Source organism: uncultured Winogradskyella sp. (assembly GCF_947495255.1).
In the GTDB taxonomy this organism is placed as follows: Bacteria; Bacteroidota; Bacteroidia; order Flavobacteriales; family Flavobacteriaceae; genus Winogradskyella.
Genome location: NZ_CANLYI010000008.1, coordinates 28,514 through 49,749, shown reverse-complemented (window position 1 = coordinate 49,749; position 21,236 = coordinate 28,514). Strand labels below are relative to the sequence as shown.

Annotated in this window: 18 protein-coding genes; 7 read left to right on the top strand and 11 right to left on the bottom strand. The window is 32.0% G+C overall.

Going from position 1 to position 21,236, the window contains the following annotated elements:
- Window positions 1-17: 17 nt before the first annotated feature.
- From Q0807_RS13840 to gcvT, 6 genes are all read right to left on the bottom strand, one after another.
- Complete coding sequence (locus Q0807_RS13840) at window positions 18-782, bottom strand: SDR family NAD(P)-dependent oxidoreductase (RefSeq protein ID WP_299111175.1); 765 nt, start codon at window positions 780-782, stop codon at window positions 18-20.
- Window positions 783-1,145: 363 nt separating this feature from the next.
- Complete coding sequence (locus Q0807_RS13835; protein ID WP_299110707.1) at window positions 1,146-1,745, bottom strand: GNAT family protein; 600 nt, start codon at window positions 1,743-1,745, stop codon at window positions 1,146-1,148.
- 171 nt (window positions 1,746-1,916) lie between these two features.
- Window positions 1,917-2,663 (bottom strand): YebC/PmpR family DNA-binding transcriptional regulator, encoded by a 747-nt coding sequence (locus tag Q0807_RS13830; RefSeq protein ID WP_299110704.1) that lies wholly within the window; start codon window positions 2,661-2,663, stop codon window positions 1,917-1,919.
- A 150-nt stretch (window positions 2,664-2,813) separates the two neighbouring features.
- A complete protein-coding gene (locus Q0807_RS13825) occupies window positions 2,814-3,101 on the bottom strand; it encodes a 4a-hydroxytetrahydrobiopterin dehydratase (RefSeq protein WP_299110702.1) in 288 nt (95 codons plus the stop codon).
- 52 nt (window positions 3,102-3,153) lie between these two features.
- Complete coding sequence (locus Q0807_RS13820; protein ID WP_299110699.1) at window positions 3,154-3,996, bottom strand: sugar nucleotide-binding protein; 843 nt, start codon at window positions 3,994-3,996, stop codon at window positions 3,154-3,156.
- Window positions 3,997-4,020: 24 nt separating this feature from the next.
- Window positions 4,021-5,103, bottom strand: a complete 1,083-nt coding sequence (gene gcvT, locus Q0807_RS13815) for a glycine cleavage system aminomethyltransferase GcvT (protein ID WP_299110696.1) — start codon at window positions 5,101-5,103, stop codon at window positions 4,021-4,023.
- A gap of 304 nt (window positions 5,104-5,407) precedes the next feature.
- Here gcvT and Q0807_RS13810 point away from each other — a divergent pair, with 304 nt between their 5' ends.
- Both Q0807_RS13810 and Q0807_RS13805 read left to right on the top strand, forming a co-directional pair.
- On the top strand, window positions 5,408-6,670 hold the full coding sequence (locus Q0807_RS13810; protein ID WP_299110694.1) for a putative DNA modification/repair radical SAM protein: 1,263 nt from the start codon (window positions 5,408-5,410) through the stop codon (window positions 6,668-6,670).
- On the top strand, window positions 6,671-7,441 hold the full coding sequence (locus Q0807_RS13805) for a TIGR03915 family putative DNA repair protein (protein WP_299110692.1): 771 nt from the start codon (window positions 6,671-6,673) through the stop codon (window positions 7,439-7,441).
- Between the two features lie 47 nt (window positions 7,442-7,488).
- On the opposite strand, the gene Q0807_RS13800 is transcribed toward Q0807_RS13805, so the two are convergent.
- Complete coding sequence (locus Q0807_RS13800) at window positions 7,489-7,944, bottom strand: hypothetical protein (protein ID WP_299110691.1); 456 nt, start codon at window positions 7,942-7,944, stop codon at window positions 7,489-7,491.
- Window positions 7,945-8,084: 140 nt separating this feature from the next.
- Between Q0807_RS13800 and Q0807_RS13795 the strand changes: the two genes are divergently transcribed.
- Window positions 8,085-11,012: an FAD-binding and (Fe-S)-binding domain-containing protein gene (locus Q0807_RS13795; protein WP_299110689.1), complete on the top strand. Its 2,928-nt coding sequence runs from the start codon at window positions 8,085-8,087 to the stop codon at window positions 11,010-11,012.
- On the opposite strand, the gene Q0807_RS13790 is transcribed toward Q0807_RS13795, so the two are convergent.
- Window positions 11,004-11,870: a UDP-2,3-diacylglucosamine diphosphatase gene (locus tag Q0807_RS13790; RefSeq protein ID WP_299110688.1), complete on the bottom strand. Its 867-nt coding sequence runs from the start codon at window positions 11,868-11,870 to the stop codon at window positions 11,004-11,006. The genes Q0807_RS13795 and Q0807_RS13790 overlap by 9 nt on opposite strands.
- A gap of 208 nt (window positions 11,871-12,078) precedes the next feature.
- Here Q0807_RS13790 and aroC point away from each other — a divergent pair, with 208 nt between their 5' ends.
- The 4 genes from aroC to Q0807_RS13770 all read left to right on the top strand — a co-directional run bounded on the left by aroC (window position 12,079) and on the right by Q0807_RS13770 (window position 16,032).
- Window positions 12,079-13,143: a chorismate synthase gene (aroC, locus tag Q0807_RS13785; RefSeq protein ID WP_299110686.1), complete on the top strand. Its 1,065-nt coding sequence runs from the start codon at window positions 12,079-12,081 to the stop codon at window positions 13,141-13,143.
- 217 nt (window positions 13,144-13,360) lie between these two features.
- On the top strand, window positions 13,361-14,806 hold the full coding sequence (locus tag Q0807_RS13780) for a dicarboxylate/amino acid:cation symporter (RefSeq protein WP_299110684.1): 1,446 nt from the start codon (window positions 13,361-13,363) through the stop codon (window positions 14,804-14,806).
- Window positions 14,807-14,857: 51 nt separating this feature from the next.
- On the top strand, window positions 14,858-15,673 hold the full coding sequence (locus Q0807_RS13775) for a sulfurtransferase (RefSeq protein ID WP_299110682.1): 816 nt from the start codon (window positions 14,858-14,860) through the stop codon (window positions 15,671-15,673).
- A 26-nt stretch (window positions 15,674-15,699) separates the two neighbouring features.
- Window positions 15,700-16,032, top strand: coding sequence for a hypothetical protein (locus Q0807_RS13770; RefSeq protein ID WP_299110680.1), 333 nt, complete (start codon window positions 15,700-15,702; stop codon window positions 16,030-16,032).
- Window positions 16,033-16,181: 149 nt separating this feature from the next.
- Here Q0807_RS13770 and Q0807_RS13765 read toward each other — a convergent pair whose 3' ends face one another.
- The 3 genes from Q0807_RS13765 to Q0807_RS13755 form a co-directional block, all read right to left on the bottom strand.
- Window positions 16,182-18,116: a DUF4139 domain-containing protein gene (locus tag Q0807_RS13765; RefSeq protein WP_299110678.1), complete on the bottom strand. Its 1,935-nt coding sequence runs from the start codon at window positions 18,114-18,116 to the stop codon at window positions 16,182-16,184.
- Window positions 18,117-18,515: 399 nt separating this feature from the next.
- The gene (locus Q0807_RS13760) at window positions 18,516-18,935 is read right to left on the bottom strand and encodes a thiol-disulfide oxidoreductase DCC family protein (protein WP_299110676.1); all 420 of its coding nucleotides are present in this window, start codon (window positions 18,933-18,935) and stop codon (window positions 18,516-18,518) included.
- A gap of 23 nt (window positions 18,936-18,958) precedes the next feature.
- Window positions 18,959-21,136 carry a DNA mismatch repair protein MutS gene (locus Q0807_RS13755; RefSeq protein ID WP_299110674.1) on the bottom strand — a complete coding sequence of 726 codons (2,178 nt, stop codon included), beginning with the start codon at window positions 21,134-21,136 and terminating at the stop codon, window positions 18,959-18,961.
- Window positions 21,137-21,236 lie beyond the last annotated feature (100 nt).

Genomic DNA, 21,236 nt, shown 5'->3' with positions numbered 1-21,236 from the left:
TTATTTTTTTTTGGTTGTTAGCGTCCCATCCAACCACCATCAACAAGCAGAATACTTCCGTTCATATAGCTTGAGGCTTCTGAACATAAAAAGACAATTGGTCCTGCAAAGTCTTCAGGATTTCCCCAACGTGCTGCCGGAATTCTAGAAAGTATGGCTTCTGAACGATCTAAATCATTTCTTAAATCTTTTGTGTTATCCGTACTTATGTAGCCTGGTGCAATGGCATTTATATTAACACCTTTTGAAGCCCATTCGTTAGAGAATGCCATAGTCATTTGTCCAATAGCACCTTTACTTGCCGCATATCCAGGAACTGTAATTCCGCCTTGAAAAGTCAACAATGAAGCCGTAAATACTATTTTACCTGCTTTTCTTTCAATCATGTCTTTTCCTATTTCTCTAGTAAGAATAAATTGTGCGGTTTGGTTAACTTCAATAACATGGTCCCAAAGCTCATCACTATGTTCTGCAGCAGGTGCACGCTTTATAGTGCCAGCATTGTTGACTAGAATATCTATAACCGGAAAATCGTTTTTTACTGTTTTAATAAAGGCATATAATGATTTACGGTTGCTAAAATCACAAGTATAAGCTGTGAATTTTTTTTCGAGTTTAGTGATTTCTTTTTCAATACCGCTATCTGTTTTTTCTAATGAAGCACTTACACCAATAATGTCAGCGCCTGCTTCTGCTAGTGCAATTGCCATTGCTTTTCCTATACCTCTTTTGCAGCCTGTTACTAATGCTGTTTTTCCTTTTAAATGGAATTTATCTAATATACTCATTATACCGAATCGTTATTTTAATGAAATAATAGATAAGAAGAATAGCTAGAATTAATGTTTTAATATTACTTTATGACATACGTCATTTTAATGCGAAATGCACAAATAATTGGTTTGTTGTGAGTTAAATTGTATTATTTATTCTTAAATCTATTTAGATTCTAAAAATACAAGGTAAATTCCATTTACGGATATTGAAGTCGCGATTTTTAATTCATTTTCTACTATTTGAAGCAAGAAAAAGAGGGCAGTAGCCCTCTTATTAGTTTTTGTGAATATCAATGTTTAAACGCTTAGAAAAGAGTCATTATTAAATCTTCCGTAATTTATTTAATCGATTCTGAATTTGTTGGATGTTTAGTATTCTATGAATTCTGAAAAATTTTCATCCTTGAGTGATTGCCATTCCTCTTTGATGATGCTATAATAAACATCATTTCTACTTTTTCCATTTGAAGCAACGTAGTTATTTCTAAAAACGCCTTCTTTTTGAGCACCTAAATTTTCTATTGCTTTTTGAGATCTTAAGTTATCCTGATCGGTACTAAATTGTATTCTTTTAAATCCAATAGTTTCAAAACCAAACTTCAATAATTCAAATTTACAAGCTTTGTTTAAACCGGTACCTTGAAATTCTGTTCCATACCAAGTCCAGCCGATTTCGCATTTTTTACTCGCGGAATTCACGTTGCCATATCTCGTGCAACCAGCGACTTTATTAGTTTCCTTATCTATAATTAAAAAAGGATAGCAAAGACGGTTATTTTTATCCTTAATGGTTTTTGAAATATAGTTTTTAAGTCCTTGTTCATTGTTTATACTCATTCCCATAAACTCCCAAATTTCTTTATCGAAGATTATATCTTTGAGTTCCTCATTTCTTTTATTATCAAAAGGTATAAGTAATACTCTGTCATTTTCAAGCTCAATATTCGATTTTAGAAGTTTAATTTTCATTATAGAAGTTTGTTACTGTATTTGTGTGAGATTATTTGCTCGCGTACGAAGGTAACAAAAATGACTGTTAGGTTTTGTTTAATCTAATTCAAAAAAACGTGTAGGGTTTTCTGTAAAAACAAAAAAAAAGAGAGCTAAAGCCCTCTTTTAAGTTTTATAAATGCGAATGTTTTATTCTGCACTTTCTTCCATGGTATGATATACATTTTGTACATCATCATCTTCTTCTAACTTTTCTAGAAGCTTTTCAACATCTTCTGCTTGTTCAGCCGATATCTTTTTTGTGACTTGTGGTATACGTTCAAATCCTGAAGAAATGATTTCAATATCATTGTCTTCTAAATACGATTGAATATTCCCAAAGCTTTCAAAAGGCGCATAAATCATAATGCTTTTTTTCTCATTACCATCTTCGTCTTCATCAGTATCTTCAAAAATTTCTTCAACACCAAAGTCTATTAATTCAAGTTCGAGCTCTTCTAAGTCAAAATCTTTATCTTCAATTTTAAAATTACAAGTATGGTCAAACATAAAGACTACAGAACCAGAAGTTCCTAAACTACCATCTGTTTTATTAAAATACGACCTTACATTAGCAACTGTACGTGTGTTGTTATCCGTTGCTGTTTCTACTAAAACAGCAATTCCGTGTTGCGCGTAGCCTTCAAAAAGCACCTCTTTATAATCACCTTGACCTTTTTCACTTGCCTTTTTAATAGCACGTTCTACATTTACTTTTGGCATATTTACAGCCTTAGCATTTTGCATTACAGCTCTTAAACGTGCATTACTACCAGGATCGGGACCACCTTCTTTTACAGCCATTACAATGTCTTTACCTATACGTGTAAAGGCTTTGCTCATGGCAGACCAACGTTTCATTTTTCTTGCTTTTCTAAATTCGAAAGCTCTTCCCATAGTAAAAAAAGTTAAATATTATTAAGTCATTATTCTGCCAAATGTTTAAATACAACAAGGCAAAGCAAATTTAAGAAAATATTGAAAATCTTGAAGTAAGATTAACGGTAATTATCAATAATATATTGATAGTTGGATTATGGTAAAAAACTAATCTTCCTCTTCAACAATAGCTTCGATAGCTTCGGCTAGTTTAAAATCTTTAATCGTAACGCCATCTTCATCATGTGTAGACAATGTTATTTTTAAAATATTGTAAGTATTACTCCAGTTAGGATGATGATTTAAGGCTTCGCACTCAAAAGCGATACGGCTCATAGCACTAAAGCAATCCTTGAAATTATCGAATTCGTATTCCGTGTGGATAGCATTTTCATAATAATCCCATTCCGGAAGTTGTAATAATTTTCTTTCTATTGTATCGTCGTCTAATTTCATAGTATTGGTTTAATTAGAATTAATTCAGTTATAATCATTTGAAAGTTAAAAACTATTTTTTGTTGAGTTCCTCCAGAACATCTTCACTTGTAATTTGAAGATGTTTAGGTAGTTTATTAAATTTAGGAAGTACAGCTAAATAACGGTCTTCATTAGTTGTGTACACTTGTTTAATTACTACTTTTTTATCTGTAATTGTGTTTAATATTTCTTTGATAAATTCATCATGATGTACTAAATCTGTACTTCCAAGATGAAAAACACCACACTTGTTTCTATTTATAATATAATGAATTTGCTGTGTCATTTTCTTATCGAGCATAACATTCATTATTAAATTAGGAAATACTTCTACAGCTTCCTTTTCCTTAATAGCTAGTTTTAATTCATCTACTCTCGGGGAAGCAGCTCCAAAAACCATAGGAAGTCTTATAATAGCGACTTGCTTTTTGGGCATGCGCAACAGTAAATTTTCAATTTTTATTTTAAAATGTCCATAGACACTATGACTTAATGTTTTGTCTAATTCGTAACTAGGATATTGACTATAAGCATCAAAAACATTAGCAGAAGATAAAAATATGAATTTACATTTGTTGTTTAAAACGTATTCCGCAATATGTTGATGAGAAATAACTTGCGCATTAAAATTTCCGCGAAGCGCAGAGATAATTATAGAAGGTTTTGTGGCTTCTAGAATTTCGTAAACATCGTCTTCTTCAACATTGTATTGAAAAAATTGTTTGTTATTTTCGTATTCCTTTTTAGGAATTCTATACGTTCCGAAAGTTCTAAAATAAGGTCCTAATTCTTTATAAATAGCATTACCAATATAACCACTTGCGCCGAGAATTAGTATGCGATGTTTTTGAGTTTCGGTTTTCTTCTTCGTCATTAAATCAAACTACATTCAAAAAAATTACCCTTTATAAAAAGGTGCTTTTACAACCGTTGCAGGAATTGCTTTTTTACGCACTTGAATATGGATTTTACTATCTGCTTTTGCAAATACCTTTGGCACATAACCCATACCAATTCCGTACCCCAAACTCGGACTCATTGTACCAGAAGTAACAACACCAATGGTTTTTCCTTCGCCATCTACGATGTCATAACCATGACGAGGAATACCACGTTCATCTAATTTAAATGCAACTAACTTGCGTTCTGGTGTATGTTCTTTTTCTGATTTAAGCGCTTCACTATTTGTAAATTCTTTGTTGAATTTGCAAACCCAACCTAAACCAGCTTCAATAGGTGAAGTTGTATCATCTATATCATTACCATAAAGACAGTAACCCATTTCTAAGCGCAAAGTATCTCTTGCAGCTAAACCTATTGGCTTAATTCCGAAATCTGCACCAGCTTCAAAAACCTTATCCCAAACTTGCTTTACTTCTGAGTTTTTACAATAGATTTCAAATCCACCACTACCAGTATAGCCAGTTGCTGAAATAATGACATTGTCAATACCTGCAAAATCACCAACTATAAAATTGTAGAACTTAATTTCAGATAAATCATGACTAGATAATGATTGCATCGCTTCAATAGCTTTTGGGCCTTGTATGGCAAGTAAAGAGTAGTCTTCACTTAAATCTTTCATTTCTGCACCAACATCGTTTTTAGATGCAATCCAGTTCCAGTCTTTTTCAATATTACTAGCATTAACTACTAGTAAATATGTTTCGTCCTTAATCTTGTAGATAATTAAATCATCAACAACACCACCATCATCATTTGGTAAACAGCTGTATTGTGCCTTACCAACTTCTAATTTAGAAGCATCGTTACTAGATACTTTTTGGATTAGGGCTAAAGAATTAGGTCCTTCAATTAAAAATTCGCCCATATGCGAGACATCAAAAACACCAACAGCTTTTCTAACCGTTTCGTGTTCAGCGTTAACGCCTTCATATTGAACAGGCATGTTGTAACCAGCAAAAGGAACCATTTTAGCACCAAGTGCTTCGTGTGTTGAAGATAATGCAGTGTCTTTCATTTTTAAGTCGAATTTTTCAATTAATGTCGAACAAAATTAAACAAATTTTTAAGCATTATTCTAAAAATGTATCATCCATTTTCCCTTAGTTTAATCACTTTTATCTTCTATGACTAAAATGTCTTAATTACATTTTAAAACAAACATTTTTAACACATTCTATATTTTGTATTTTTATTTTAAGATGTGTAAAATAAATCCTAGCAACTTAAATTGTAATTACTACATACGATAGCATTAATTAGCTATTTTGTGTAGTAATTTTGTGTTCTTATGAATATTTAAAAATTAGGAGGAAAATTATTTGTCATTTCAACGTACCCAAGAAAAATTAAAAATACTTGCAGATGCTGCAAAGTATGATGTTTCGTGTTCTTCGAGCGGAAGTAAACGTGCTAACACCAACAAAGGATTAGGAGATGCCACTGGCATGGGAATTTGTCATTCTTATACAGAAGATGGTCGCTGTGTGTCTTTACTGAAAATTCTATTAACTAATCATTGCATCTTTGATTGTGCGTATTGCGTCACCCGAAAAAGTAATGATTTAAAACGTGCTGCTTTTAAAGTGCAAGAAGTGGTTGACTTGACGATAAACTTTTATCGCAGAAATTATATTGAAGGTCTTTTTTTAAGCTCAGGTATTTTTAAAAGTGCGGATTATACCATGGAACGTTTAGTGGCTGTAGCAAAGAAATTAAGAACCGAAGAAAATTTTAACGGTTATATACATTTAAAGTCTATTCCTGGTGCTTCAGATGAATTAATGCGAGAAGCAGGATTATACGCTGACCGATTAAGTGTTAATATTGAAATTCCCACAGAAGCTGGACTAAAAAAATTAGCGCCAGACAAAAAGCGTGAAGATTTTATTAAGCCAATGATAAAGGTTAAAAATGAAATTATTCAGTATCAAACGGAAAAGAAAATTATAAAAAGCACACCTAAATTTGCACCAGCTGGTCAAAGTACCCAAATGATTATTGGAGCGAGTGGCGAAAATGATTTTCAGATTATGCAAACCTCAAATCATTTCTACAAAAACTATAATTTAAAACGAGTTTACTATTCTGGTTATGTGCCAATAAGCTATGACAATCGTTTACCGAAAATAGGGAGTGCTGTGCCAATGCTTAGAGAAAATAGATTGTATCAAACCGATTGGTTGATGCGTTTTTATGGTTTTGATGTCAGTGAAATTTTAAATAAGCAACATCAAAACTTAGATTTAGATGTAGACCCAAAATTGAGTTGGGCACTTCGAAATCTTCATGAGTTTCCTATTGATGTAAACACAGCAGATAAACGTATGTTGGCCAGAGTTCCGGGTTTAGGAATGCGGTCGGTTCATAAAATTTTAAATGCCAGACGTTTTAGAAAACTGAATTGGGAACATCTCAAAAAAATAGGAGTCGCTTTAAATAGAGCACAATACTTTATGGTGTGCGATAGCAATCAGTTTGAAAAAAGAGATTTAACTTCAGAAAAGATTAAAGGCTTAATCCTTCAAAATTCAACGAGTAAGTATCAGAAAATGTTGAGTAATCAATTAAGCTTATTCGGGTAGATGCAAGCAAAAAATCTTATATATGATGGAACTTTTGATGGATTTCTGTCAGCTGTATTCTATGTTTTTGAGCATAAACTTACTAATGTGACTATTCAGAATGAATTTGCGATGCAGCAAGGTCTGTTTTCTGATGTAGAAAAAATTACTACAGAAGAGGTAAAGGCAAATCGTGTTTGGAAAGGGATAAAATCAAAACTATCAGCAAAAGGCAGTTATCAATTATATTATGCTTTTTTAAGTGAGCAAATAGCAGTAGAGACACTTTTATTAGATTACATTCAATATGCATTTTCTAAAGCTCATAATGTAGATAAGGATTACTCGCATCCTTCTATTTTAAAGATTGCCCAAATTGCTAAATCTGTAGGACGAGAAAAACATAGAATGGAAGCTTTTGTGCGCTTTAGATTAACCAAAGATGATATTTACTTTACGAACATAGAACCAGATTTTAATGTGCTGCCTTTAATTGAAAAACACTTTAAAAGACGCTACGCTGACCAAAAATGGGTAATCTATGATATAAAGCGTGGTTATGGTTTATTCTATGATTTAGAAAAAGTAGAACTCATAAATATGGATTTTCCTGAGAATTTCAATTTCACTAAAACCGATGATTCATTTTTTGCAGAACAAGAATTCGAATTTCAAAAACTATGGCAAGATTATTTTAAAGCGACAAATATTGAATCTAGAAAAAACTTGAAGCTTCATATTAGACACGTTCCAAAACGGTATTGGAAATATTTGAGTGAAAAACAGCCATAAAAAAACCACCTTGAATAGGTGGCTTAATAAAGTTATGTCGTTATTTTTTAAAACTGATATCTTAAACTTAAAGCAATATCAAACCCTAAATTATCATTTAACGCATCTCCAAAGTTAATTTCTGGTCTAAAATCTAATGAAATTAGTAATGGTATGTCAAAATCGTACTCTATACCTATATCTCCTGCAGCAAATAAAAATGTTTCACCAGCAGAACCTAATCCACCACCAGCACCAGCATACCAGTTAATTCTATCTTCTAAAGGCCAAACCCATTGGTAAATTCCGGCTAATTTAAAACCATCTTCTTTATAATAGTTTCTCCATCCTAAATCAACCTCTAATCTATTGTTTCCGCCTAAAGCGCGTTGATATGTTATTTCAGTTCCGAAGCCATCGCTATCACCAATTCTTAACCCAATGGCATTGTCTGCAATGTCTTGAGCCGAAGCTATGGTTGTAAACCCTATAAGTAATGCACTTAATAAAAATAATTTCTTCATAATAATTTTACTTTAAAATTGTTAGTTTTAGCAATCGTAAAATCGCTTTCTTTCATAATGCCAAAATTATACCAAAATTGAATGCAAAGCTTAATTTTTAGGACAATTTTATAACTTAAATCAATCGATTATTAACGCGTATGCTAAATCTGAACTTTAAAGAACTTGAAAGCCTAAAATCTAAACTAGATGGCGAGTTACATTTTAATGATTTAATGCGCAAACTATATGCTACAGATGCGTCTGTCTATAGAAAATTACCCTTGGCTGTTGCTTTACCAAAAAGCAAAGCAGATATTAAACTATTAATAGATTTTGCTAAAAACCATAAGACGTCTTTAATACCAAGAACTGCTGGTACATCTTTAGCCGGACAATGTGTTGGGGAAGGTATTGTAGTTGATGTCTCAAAACACTTTACAAGAATTTTAGAGATTAATGAATCTAAGAAAACGGTAACCGTTCAGCCAGGAGTTGTACGTGATGAATTGAATAATTATCTCAAGCCTTTTGGCTTATTTTTTGGCCCAAATACATCAACGTCTAATCGCTGTATGATTGGCGGAATGGTTGGCAATAATTCATCTGGAACCACTTCTATTCAATATGGTGTTACTCGTGATAAGGTTTTAAACCTGAAAACTATTTTAAGCGATGGAAGTGAAATTGAATTTTCAAGTTTAACCTCTGATGAATTTCAAGAAAAAACAAAACTAAAAACGCTTGAAGGTGATATTTATAACACGATTTTTAAAGAATTAGAACCAAAAACTGTTCAGCAACAAATAAAAACAAATTTCCCTAAACCTAGCATTCACCGAAGAAACACAGGTTATGCTATTGATGAGCTGATTAAATCTTCTGTTTTTACAGATTCTGATTCTGATTTTAATATGTGTCAATTGTTAGCAGGAAGTGAAGGTACTTTGGCGTTTACAACCGAAATAACATTACAATTAGATGATTTGCCACCAAGTGAAAGTGCAATGGTTGCGCTTCATTTTGAAAGTATTGAAACCTGTTTGAAATCCGTGTCGCAAGTGATGCAACACAATTTGCATACCTGTGAAATGATGGATGATACCATTCTGAATCTCACAAAACACAATAAAACACAGCAAGAAAACAGAGCGTTTATAGAAGGAAATCCGACTGCAATTTTAATGTGTGAGCTCAAAGCAAATTCAGATAATGAGCTTCAAACACAAATAGATGCATTTTTAGACACTGTAAAAAGCCTGAATTTAAGTTTTGCTAGCCCTGTTTTAAAAGGTGATGATATCAATAAAGCTGTAGAGTTAAGAAAAGCAGGATTAGGACTTTTAGGAAACATTATTGGAGATAAAAAAGCAGTCGCTTGTATTGAAGACACAGCTGTTGCAATTGAAGATTTAGAGAATTATATATCTGAATTCACCGCATTAATGGCTTCATATCATCAAAATGCGGTTTACTATGCACATGCTGGTGCAGGAGAGTTGCATTTACGACCAATCCTAGATTTAAAGCAAACTGAAGATGTTGTTTTATTTAGAAAGATAACGACTGATGTTGCAAAATTAGTAAAGAAGTATAACGGTTCCATGTCTGGAGAACATGGTGATGGTATAGTGAGGGCAGAGTTTATTCCGTTAATGATTGGTGAAGCTAATTATCAAATTTTAAAACGAATTAAATCGGCTTTTGATTCTGAAAACATTTTTAATCCTCATAAAATAGTGGATGCTTATCCTATGGATAAAAATCTACGCTATGACGTGGATAGAAAAGAACCAGAAATTGAAACATTATTAGATTTTTCGAGTTCGCAAGGTATTTTACGTGAAGCAGAAAAATGTAATGGTTCTGGTGATTGCAGAAAATTACCCGAATTTGGTGGTACCATGTGTCCTAGTTTTAGAGCCACCAGAAACGAAAAAGATACCACTAGAGCGAGAGCAAATACACTAAGAGAATTCTTAACGCATTCTGAAAAAGCAAACAAGTTTAACCACGAAGAATTAAAGCAAGTTTTCGATTTATGTTTAAGTTGTAAAGCTTGCGCAAGCGAATGTCCGAGCAGTGTAAATGTAGCGAGTTTAAAAGCCGAATTTCAGTACCAATATCACAAGGCAAATGGTGTGCCTTTTAGAACAAAATTATTTGCTTATAACAATAAAATTAATGGCTTTGCGAGTCGTGAGCCAAGGCTTACAAATTTTATGTTTTCTAATGGTTTTACAAGTTCAATTATAAAATCTATTGGAGGCATTGCTAAAGAAAGAAGTATTCCTGTAATTTCGATTAAAAGTTTAGATAAAGAGATTAAATCATTTGAAAATAAGTTAGTTAAAGAGAATCAGATAAAAGAAGTGTATCTGTTTAACGACGAATTCACAAATCATTTAGATACAGAAATTGGTATTGATGCTATTGAACTTTTAAGTCGTTTAAATTATAAAGTTTCTATCATTTCTCATGCAGAATCAGGTAGAGCAATGCTCTCAAAAGGGTTAGTAGCAGAGGCGAAAAAAATGGCGAATAAAAATGTTTTAAAATTTAAAAACTTAGTATCAGAAAACACGCCATTAATTGGTATTGAACCTTCGGCTATTTTAACTTTTAAAGATGAATATATTAAGCTAGCTGATGATAAAGAATCAGCAAAATCTATTGCGAAACACACCTTTTTAATTGAGGAATTTATTCAACAAGAAATTGATTTAGGAAACATAATATCAGAACAATTCACCAAAGAAGAAAAGACCATTAAATTTCATGGTCATTGTCATCAAAAGGCATTAGCAAATCAAAAGTCGAGTTTTGACGTATTGAACTTACCAGAAAACTATAAAGTAACTATCATCCCAAGTGGTTGTTGCGGAATGGCAGGAAGTTTTGGTTACGAAAAAGAACATTATGAAGTCAGTATGCAAATAGGTGAGCAAACATTATTTCCTGCGGTAAGAAAAGCTTCAAAAGCGACTTGTATTTCTGCTAATGGAACAAGTTGTAGACATCAGATAAAGGACGGAACAGGCAGAGTGGCTCAGCATCCTATCTCTATTTTAAAGGAGGCTTTACTTTAATTTGTCTTTTTTCTTTTTTTTAGATTTAGGTTGCTCAACTATAGTAATTGCAGCAATTAAATCGTTCATGTTCATGTCTTTTATATCTTCATCAGCATAAAAGGCAGATAATTTATCTTTATTGTAGTTGTAGATTTTCCAACGTTTAAATTGGTATTCTAAAGCGGTGAAGTTTTCAACCCAATCACCAGAATTCAAATACATTGTTTTACCGCGTTTGTTTCCTACTTGTAACATTTTTGGTTGGTGAATATGACCACAAATCACATAATCATATCCATTTTCAATGGCCAAATCTGTCGCTACTTTTTCAAAATCATTGATATATTTTACGGCACCTTTTACACTCTTTTTTATCTTTTGAGATAAGGAATAACGCTCTTTTCCTAATTTATCGGAACACCAATTAACAACTTGATTAATAAGGATAAGAAAATCATAACCCCAACCACCAAGTTTAGCAAGCCATTTGGCATTTTGTATAGAAATATCAAAAACGTCACCATGGAAAAACCAAGCACGTTTTCCGTCTAACTCTAAAACTAGTTTATTAACTATAGAAATGTTTCCAATTTCGGTATCTGCAAATTTTCGTAACATTTCGTCATGGTTGCCAGTAATATAAATGACTTCAGTACCATTAGCTGCAAAATCCATTATCTTTTTTATAACAGAGAGATGAGATTTAGGAAAGTATCGCTTTTTGAATTGCCAAATATCTACAATGTCACCATTTAAAATCAGTTTTTTAGGCTCAATACTATTTAGATATGTTAATAGTTGCTTAGCGTGACAGCCATATGTGCCAAGATGCACATCAGATATAACCGCAATTTCAACCTTTCGTTTTATTTTCACGATATTAAAATTAGTATGACAAAGAACTTTAATCTTTTTAAGATTAGGGTTAACCTATAATTAACTAATTATGAGTTAATTGTTATTATTATATTACCTAAAGATTAATAACATAAAAGCATAAATATTTAGTTGATAACAGAGGAAATACTGTGTGGTATTTCCATTTTTATAATAATACAATTACATTAGCGTAAAATAAATTGTAATGGCAGGAAATACGATTGGGAAATTATTTAAACTTACTACATATGGTGAATCGCATGGAAAAGCGATAGGAGGTATAATTGATGGCTGTCCTGCAGGAATAACACTCGATTTTGAAGCTATTCAAAATGAATTGAACCGAAGAAAACCAGGTCAATCTAAAATTGTAACTCAACGTAAAGAACCAGATACTGTAGAGTATTATTCAGGTATTTTTGAAGGTGTAACTACCGGAACACCAATTGGGTTTGTGATACATAACACCAATCAGAAATCAAAAGACTACTCACATATTAAAGATGTTTATCGTCCTAGTCATGCAGATTACACCTACGAAAAAAAATATGGTGTAAGGGATTATAGAGGAGGAGGACGCAGTTCTGCTCGTGAAACAGCCTCTCGTGTTGTGGCAGGAGCAATAGCGAAACAATTTCTGTCTAAAATTGAAATTAATGCATTTACCTCTTCAGTAGGTGATATTTTTATAGATAAACCTTATCAAGATTTAGATTTTAGTAAAACAGAATCTAATATTATTCGCTGCCCTGATGAAGCTACAGCAGAAAAAATGATATCTAAAGTAGAAGAAATCAAAAAACAAGGAGATACTATTGGTGGCACAATAACTTGTGTCATTAAAAATGTACCAGTTGGACTTGGAGAACCTGTTTTTGACAAATTACATGCAGAATTAGGTAAAGCCATGCTATCCATAAATGCTGTAAAAGGCTTTGAATATGGGAGTGGATTTTGTGGCGCTAAAATGAAAGGAAGCGAGCATAACGACTTGTTTAATGAAGATGGAACAACAAAAACTAACTTGTCTGGAGGTATACAGGGTGGAATTTCTAACGGAATGGACATTTATTTTAGAGTGGCCTTTAAACCAGTTGCAACCGTAATTCAAAAGCAAGACGCTTTAAATAGTGCTGGTGAGATTGTAGAAATGCAAGGAAAAGGAAGACACGACCCTTGTGTAGTGCCAAGAGCTGTGCCTATAGTAGAAGCAATGGCAGCATTGGTAATTGCAGATTATTTATTGTTAGATAGAGTAAGCAGACTTTAAATAGCTTCTTAGTTGAATTTAGAAGAAAAAAATAAAGAGATTAGAAAAGTTTGGTTTTGATAGAAAAATTGAAGAAGCTTCTCAAGTAAGAACTTTAGGCGTTTTAAATTATGCAATAGTGATTATGATCATATTAATAATCATGAATTGGTAATAGATATGAGATAAGAATTTAAATTAAAAAAGTCCTTTTCCCTTGGAAAGGGTTAAGGAAAGAATGAAAAAATTAGCATTACACTGGAAGATTATTATTGGTATGGTTCTCGGAATCATTTGGGCTTTAGTATCAAGCACAATGGGTTGGAGTGAGTTTACCATCGATTGGATAGATCCTTTTGGTACAATGTTTATTAATTTACTGAAGCTTATTGCCGTTCCTTTAGTATTGTTTTCTATTATTGGTGGTGTTGCAAATATTGGTGATCCTGCTAGTTTAGGAAGAATGGGAGGAAAGACCTTAGGTATTTATTTAATCACCACAATTTTAGCAATTTCATTAGGTTTAGTATTGGTAAACTTGGTTAAGCCAGGAGAATTAATTGATGAAAGTAGCAGAATAGACAATCGTATTAGTTATGAAATATGGGCTAATGAAGAAGGACATGAAATTAAAGATGGTATTAATTACCTCCAAGACCCAGCTTTTTTTAAACGAGCACAAGAGATTTCAGAATTAACTAAAAGTGAACTTCAAAATGCTTCTGTTCAAGATAAAATGGCTGCTATAAAGAATAAAGAAGACGTCTCTCCTTTAAAGCCTTTAGTAGATATTATACCAAGTAATTTTTTCCATGCATTAACAGATAATGGCTCTATGCTTAAAATTATCTTCTTTGCTGTTTTCTTTGGTGTTTGTTTATTATTTATTCCTTCAGATAAGGCGCAACCTGTCTTAAAATTGGTTGATGGTATTAATGAAGTATTTTTAAAAATGGTAGATATTGTAATGCAAGCAGCTCCGTTTTTTGTATTTGCTTTATTAGCAGGTGTTGTCAGTAGAATGGCTGGTGACGATATTGGTAAGGTAGTTGAAATTTTTAAAGGTTTAAGCTGGTATTCGCTGACTGTTCTTATTGGATTATTGCTTATGATTTTTGTTGTATATCCAATGGTTTTAAAACTGTTTGTTAAAAAAATACCTTACAAAGGTTTTTTTAAAGCGATGGGTCCAGCGCAGACATTGGCATTTTCTACATCGAGTAGTGCGGCAACATTACCTGTAACTATGGAGTGTGTAGAGCAAAATTTAGGAGTAGATAAAAAAGTAAGCAGTTTTGTTTTACCAATAGGTGCAACTGTAAATATGGATGGTACAAGTATGTATCAAGCTATTGCGGTAGTGTTTTTGGCACAGATGCATATGATAGATTTAACAATTGGGCAGCAAATAACGGTTGTTTTAACAGCAACATTAGCTTCTATTGGTTCGGCAGCTGTGCCAAGTGCAGGTTTAGTAATGTTGATAATTGTATTGAGCTCAGTAGGATTGAATCCTGCTTGGATTGCCATTATTTTTCCTGTAGATAGAATTTTAGATATGTTTAGAACCGTTGTTAACGTTACAGGTGATGCTACAGTTTGTTCTATCATTGCAGATGGCGAAAATTTATTGGATTATGTAGAGCACGAAAATCCTTCAGAAACTTTTGATTTAGATTCGTAATAAAAATCTATATTTCATTTTTAAACGAGAAATTTTGAATATTATAATGATATGAAAGCAATTCAACTCAATACACCTATAGTTTCAGTAGATTGGTTGAATGCCAATAAGGATGCTTCAAATTTAATTGTATTAGATGCTACAATTAATAAAATAATAGATTCAAATTCAGAAAGGATACTAAATGCTCGATTTTTTGATATTAAGAAAAAATTTAGTGATGTTTCTGCACCTTTTCCTAGTACGTTGCCTTCCAAAGAACAGTTTCAAACTGAAGCACAACATTTAGGAGTAAACAAGGATTCTTGTATTGTTGTTTATGATGATAAAGGTGTTTACTCTAGTGCTAGAGTATGGTGGCTATTTAAAGTTTTTGGATTTAATAAAGTTGCTGTTTTAGATGGTGGTTTACTAGAATGGACATTACAAAACTTCCCTGTTAATAGTTATGTAAACGAAACTTATCAAAGAGGTAACATTACTGTTGAATTTAATCCAGAATTAATGACCAACTTTGAGGGCTTAAATCAATTTATTAAAGACCCAAATGTTTTAATTGTAGATGCACGTTCAGAAGCACGTTTTAAATGTTTGGTCGACGAACCTAGAGAAGGGCTGCGACGAGGTACAATTCCTAATTCTAAAAATTTACCTTTTACAGATTTGTTTAATGGGAATATTTTTAAGCCTATTACACAATTATCAGAAATCTTTAGTAATTTAGAGATAGAAAACAGAACGTTACTATTTAGTTGTGGCTCTGGTATTACAGCTTGTGTTGTGGCTTTGGCTGCTACATTGTGTGATTATAAAGATTTAATTGTCTATGATGGATCATGGACAGAATATGGAAGCTTAACCGATTAAAAAAACCACTTTAGTGGATAGAAAACATGAAAACAATAGATTGGACTAAAGATGAACTTGTCGCTTACGTTTTATTATTTGCTGCGAATGCTGATTTTAAGGAGTCTGAAAAAGAGCGCGAATTAATAATCTCTAAAGTAGATAAAGAAACGTTTCAAGAAATTCACGAAGAATTTGATAGAGACAACGACTACCAAGGTCTTAAAAAAATTACAACAAGTTTAGAGCAACATCTTTATGATAAGGATGATATTGATTTATTACTAGAAGATATTAAGGTTCTGTTTTTTGCCGATGATGATTTTGATATCACTGAGCAAAACATGCTAAAAGCATTAACACGGTTGTTTAAAGCTTAAAAAAAGCCTCAAAACGAAAATAGCATTTCTATCATTTTAATGAAACTCATAAGAAGCTAGACAATTTTTCTTATAAGAATTAGACTCGTTCCCAACTAACAGAAGTTAGGGTCTAATTGAAACTATTTTGTTTTGAGACTTATTTTATATTATAGATTCAGACGTTTTCCTTTTGGAAACTTTACAGAATAGGAATGTTTTAATTTTTCAGTAGCTCCAGGTTTCAGATTAATTTTCCATTTTAAAATACCTTTGTCTTCATTATAATTAGAACTACCAGTTTCTACATCATCAATCTTTATAGATTTATTTTGACTTTTCGGAATTCGGTCTAAAAGCGTTAACTGAATATTAGATTTTTTATTGTTTTTAATTTCAATTTCATAAGCTTTTTGTATAATCTTATTGCTGCCTATAAATGTAGACTTTTTAAAGTCGTTAAGCTGTGTTCGTTTAATAATTATATTTGGGTCTACACCAAGTGAAATTGTTAAACTATCTGTTGTTGCTGCCGGATTAATATTTGTTTTACCAGAATAACTCCCTTCAAAATAAACATTAGCTTCTGCAGGTAATAAGTTGTATTGTTCCCAATTACCAATTTTTGCAGTTAAAAACACATTTTCATTTAAAATAGGTGCTGCAAAGTAATTGTAAGTTGCAGGAACACTAAACTCGTCTATTTCGATCACAGCGATATCACCATCTGAAGGAATGGTATATTTTTTATCTATTTTGAAACTTGTATTGGTGATGCCTTCTTCGATAATATTACCAGTTGCAGTGTAACTTATAGGTTCTGCGTAAGGTTGGTCATCAAAATCTTCATCAATCATTTGTTGTACTTTGTTTATATGCTCTGAAGCTCCATAGGCTTCTTTTTTTGTAGTGCTATAACCAATAACAACAACTTCATCTAAGTTATTATTGTCATCTAGTGCTACATTTATTATACTAGAATGAATAGGTAACTCTTCAGAATCCATACCAACATAAGAATATATAATTGCATTACCAGATGTTGTTTTTAAAGTGTATTTGCCATCAAAATCAGTTTGTACGCCATTAGAGGTTCCTTTTTCTATAACAGTTGCTCCAGGCATTGGCAAACCATCTGAAGCGGAAGTCACCACACCTGAAACCGTTTTAACTAAGGGATTGTACTTGTAATTATAACTCTTGGTCGCACGATTAGTATTGTAATTACTATATGGACTTATAAAGTTTAAATATTTTGGATTTACCGTTGGCTTTTCGTTATTGGTATTTGGGTCGCTTGTAGAGAGTACAAGATTAACATCTGTCCAATCACAGCCAGAATTTTGAAACACATGTGCTTTATATTCAAGATTTATAGGACTGTTAATTTTTTCTGCTTTTAAATCATAAATAGGAAACCAGCCAGCATTCTTTATATTATACTTTATTTTTAAGTTTAAAGCTGTTGCGACTTCACTGTTTAGTTTCAATTTTATTTCGCCAGTTTGTGTTTTTTCTTCAACATTAAATTCGGCTAATTGTTGTTGAATTTCGGTTTGTGTTTTTTGATGATTTCTAATTTTAGAATAAGACGTATTCATGTCGTTTTTTAACTCGGTAATTCTTGTTCTATAGTAAGTGGCAAAAGTTTTTAGCTTTTCTAAACTTACTACTTCTGTTGCATTACCAAGGTTTTTGTTAGTCTGAATTAAGCTTAATTCTTCATTATAACCAGAAATTAAATTATTTTGAAATTGAATTTTCTCATCGAGAGTTTTCAATTCATCTTGTAAGGCAACAATAGAATCACTTTGTTTTTGCTTAGATAAATAATTGATGCCATAATTAATGGATAGGATGGACGCTTTGTTTAATCCTGAAATCTGAATGCTACTTTCTTCAATATAAGGTGAGAGGTTATTGAGTGTAATTTCGGAGTTGCCAGAATTTAATTTCACTGTGGTTTCTCGGTTTATCTCTGCACCATCTAAATAAACCGTTACTGTTTTAATTTCTGAAGGTTGTTGAAAAGCATTACTAATTTGAATACTAAATACGACCAAAAATAGTAGAAGTAATTTTAAAGGGGGTAGTTGGAGTTTCATAATCTTGAGTATTGAGTTGAATTCAAAATTATAATACCAAGCAAGCGTAATAAAGTACAAATGAGTAAACTGAAACTTTTGTAGGGTGAACTGGCTATTCCGTCTAGTAAGGCAAATACTACTTAAGCGTTGTTGGTAGAGATAATTGACATATTTAAATGATTAATCAATTATAAGAAGGCTTACAACGAGTTTTTTACGGAAACCCTTAATACACAATTACCTTTACAGTATCAAAATTTGTGCTATGATACAATTCCATATTTTCCCTCATAATATTCAGAATTGAGATTACATTTTTTGTAAAATTAATTTAGTTTTAAGTAAGTTGTTAATTTAAATTAAGCCCTTCATTTGGTTGTGAAAGGGCTTTTTTTTTTGAAATAATAAGAAAATTGATTAATCTAAAAATTTAGATTTTAATTGTGGAGTCGGTATCATACAAGATTCTTTTTTGCCATACCATTTATAACGGTTTTTAGCAATGTAATTATAAACCCAATTTCTAATAAAAGCTGGCACAATAATAAAAACAGACAGTAGGTTAGTCGCAAAACCTAAACGACTAGCGATTAATAATGCTGCTGTAGATTTATTAGTTAATTTATCTGTTACAGGATTATACAATAAGATTGAATCTGTTTTCTCTGTATCTATTTTAAATTTTTTAATAATGTCTTTACCAATATTACTCTCTAAAGGCGCAAACAAGAATTTATTTTTAGAATCTCGTTTAATAACATACAAAACACTACTGTTGCATAGATTGCAAACACCATCAAAAAGAATGAGTTGTTTGTTATTTGGAATTTCTATCATTTATAAGTTTCAAAGTTGACGTATTACTTCTTTTTCTTCTTAACAGCTTCAACTAAATCTAGCATATCTAAGCTAACGTTTGTAGTAAACATGCCATAATTAACATTGGCTTTTCCTTTTTCTATAGAATCTATGCTACCAATTGCACGTCCATCTTGCATCCTCACTCTATCGCCAACTCTTAAAATTGGTTTAGGTTTTTCGGTTGTAGTTTCTTTTTTCTTAGCTTCTTTTTTCTTTTTACGGATAACTTCAACTTTCTTTTCGGCTTCTTCTTTTACTTGTTTTTCTTTGTGTTTCTCAGCACGTTTCTGTTTTGCTGAAACCTTTTTTCGTTTAGAATTCTCAATTTGTACTAGGCGAAATAATTCTGCCATTAACTCACGCTTCTTCTTATCTTCAAAATACTTTTCAGAAATATCGTTGACTTTTTGTCCTAAGTAAATTAAACGTTGGTTAGAATCATACAATTCTTGAAAATTCTCTAATTTCTTTTGAACCTTAGCATTTACTTCTTCAAGCTTATCTGCTTCAGATATTTTCTTTTTTTCATTTTCTTTAAGCGATCGTTCAGTGCGTTCTAGTTTACTTCGTTCTTTTTGAAGTTTAGCAATGGTCGCATCAAATCTCACTTTACCACGTTCAATCTTCTTTTTAGATCTATTAATTAAGCTGTACGGAATACCATTTTTTTGTGCGACTTCAAACGTAAAAGAGCTTCCTGCTTGTCCAACAACCAACTTATACATTGGTTCTAGAGTTCTTTCATTAAAAAGCATATTTGCATTTTCAATATGCGGTAATTCGTTAGCTAGTAGTTTTAAGTTAGAATAGTGTGTGGTTATAATACCAAAGGCTTCACGCTCATAAAATACTTCTAAGAATGTTTCGGCTAAAGCACCTCCTAATTCTGGGTCACTTCCTGTACCAAATTCATCAATTAAAAACAGGGTTTTATTATTACACTTTTTAAGAAAATAATTCATCTGTTTTAGTCGGTAACTATATGTACTTAGATGATTTTCTATAGATTGGTTATCTCCAATATCACTTAATATTCTATCGAATAAACAGACAAAACTACGTTCATGTACAGGAACTAGCATTCCGCTTTGCAACATTACTTGCAGTAAACCCACCGTTTTAAGCGTAATACTTTTTCCACCAGCATTTGGTCCAGAAATAACAATGATTCTACTGTCTTTTTTTAAGCCAATACTTTGCGGAAATGTAGTTTCGCCTTTCTCCTTATTGTTTAAATAGAGTAGTGGATGGTAAGCATCTCGCAAATACATGCTACGTTCTTTAGAGAATTCTGGCAAAATAGCATCCATGCTTTGTGCATATTTAGCTTTTGCAGAAACAAGGTCTATTTGAGTTAAAAATGTTTGATAATCTCTAAGAAGTGGTAAAAACATACGAATATAATCCGTGAGCTCTTTTAGGATTTTAATAACTTCTTCTTTCTCTTCGTATTCTAAATTGTTAAGCTCTCTTGTGTATTGTAACGTGGTTTCTGGCTCAATGTAAACAATGCTTCCGGTTTTGCTTCCACCCATTATCGCACCTTTTACTTTTCTACGATACATGGCTTTTACAGCAAGTACACGTTTATTTTCTACAACCGACTCTCTAATGTCATCTAAATAATCTAAGCTGTGATATTTATTTAATGCTGAAGAAAAACTACCATTTATTTTTCCTTTAAGCAGGTTTATAGATTTTCGTAAATTAGAAAGTAGAGGAGAAGCGTTATCTTTAATATCTCCAAAACGGTCTACTACAGCATCAATTTGTTCTATAATTGTGGTGTTGATTTCTATAGGTTGACTAAATTGATGAAGTTTTGGGTAATATTCTTCAAATTTCTTTAAAAACTTTAAAATAGTATTTACCGTTAAGGACATGCTTACTAATTTCTGTAAGCTAGAAATTTCGAGATAGGTGTTTTCTATTTTAAGTAATTTTAATTCTTTTGCAATGGTTTCAAATCCATGGTTAGGTATTCTGTTTTCATTATCATAAGATGATAAGTATTCATTGACATAAGCAAGTTCTTGCACTAGTTGTTCTTCATTGTTAAATGGAAGAATTGCTAATACAGCTTCTTTGCCTAAAGCAGTTATTGCATGTTCGGATATTTGGTCTAAAACCGTAAAAAACTCTAGGTCGTTTAAGGTTTTTTCATGAATGTTTATCATGTAATAGTTTTCTTTTTTTAAGCATTACAAATTTAGGCTAAATGTCGTTATATGCCTAATGCTACTGAATGCTTTTATGTGACTTGCAATTATTAAAGAT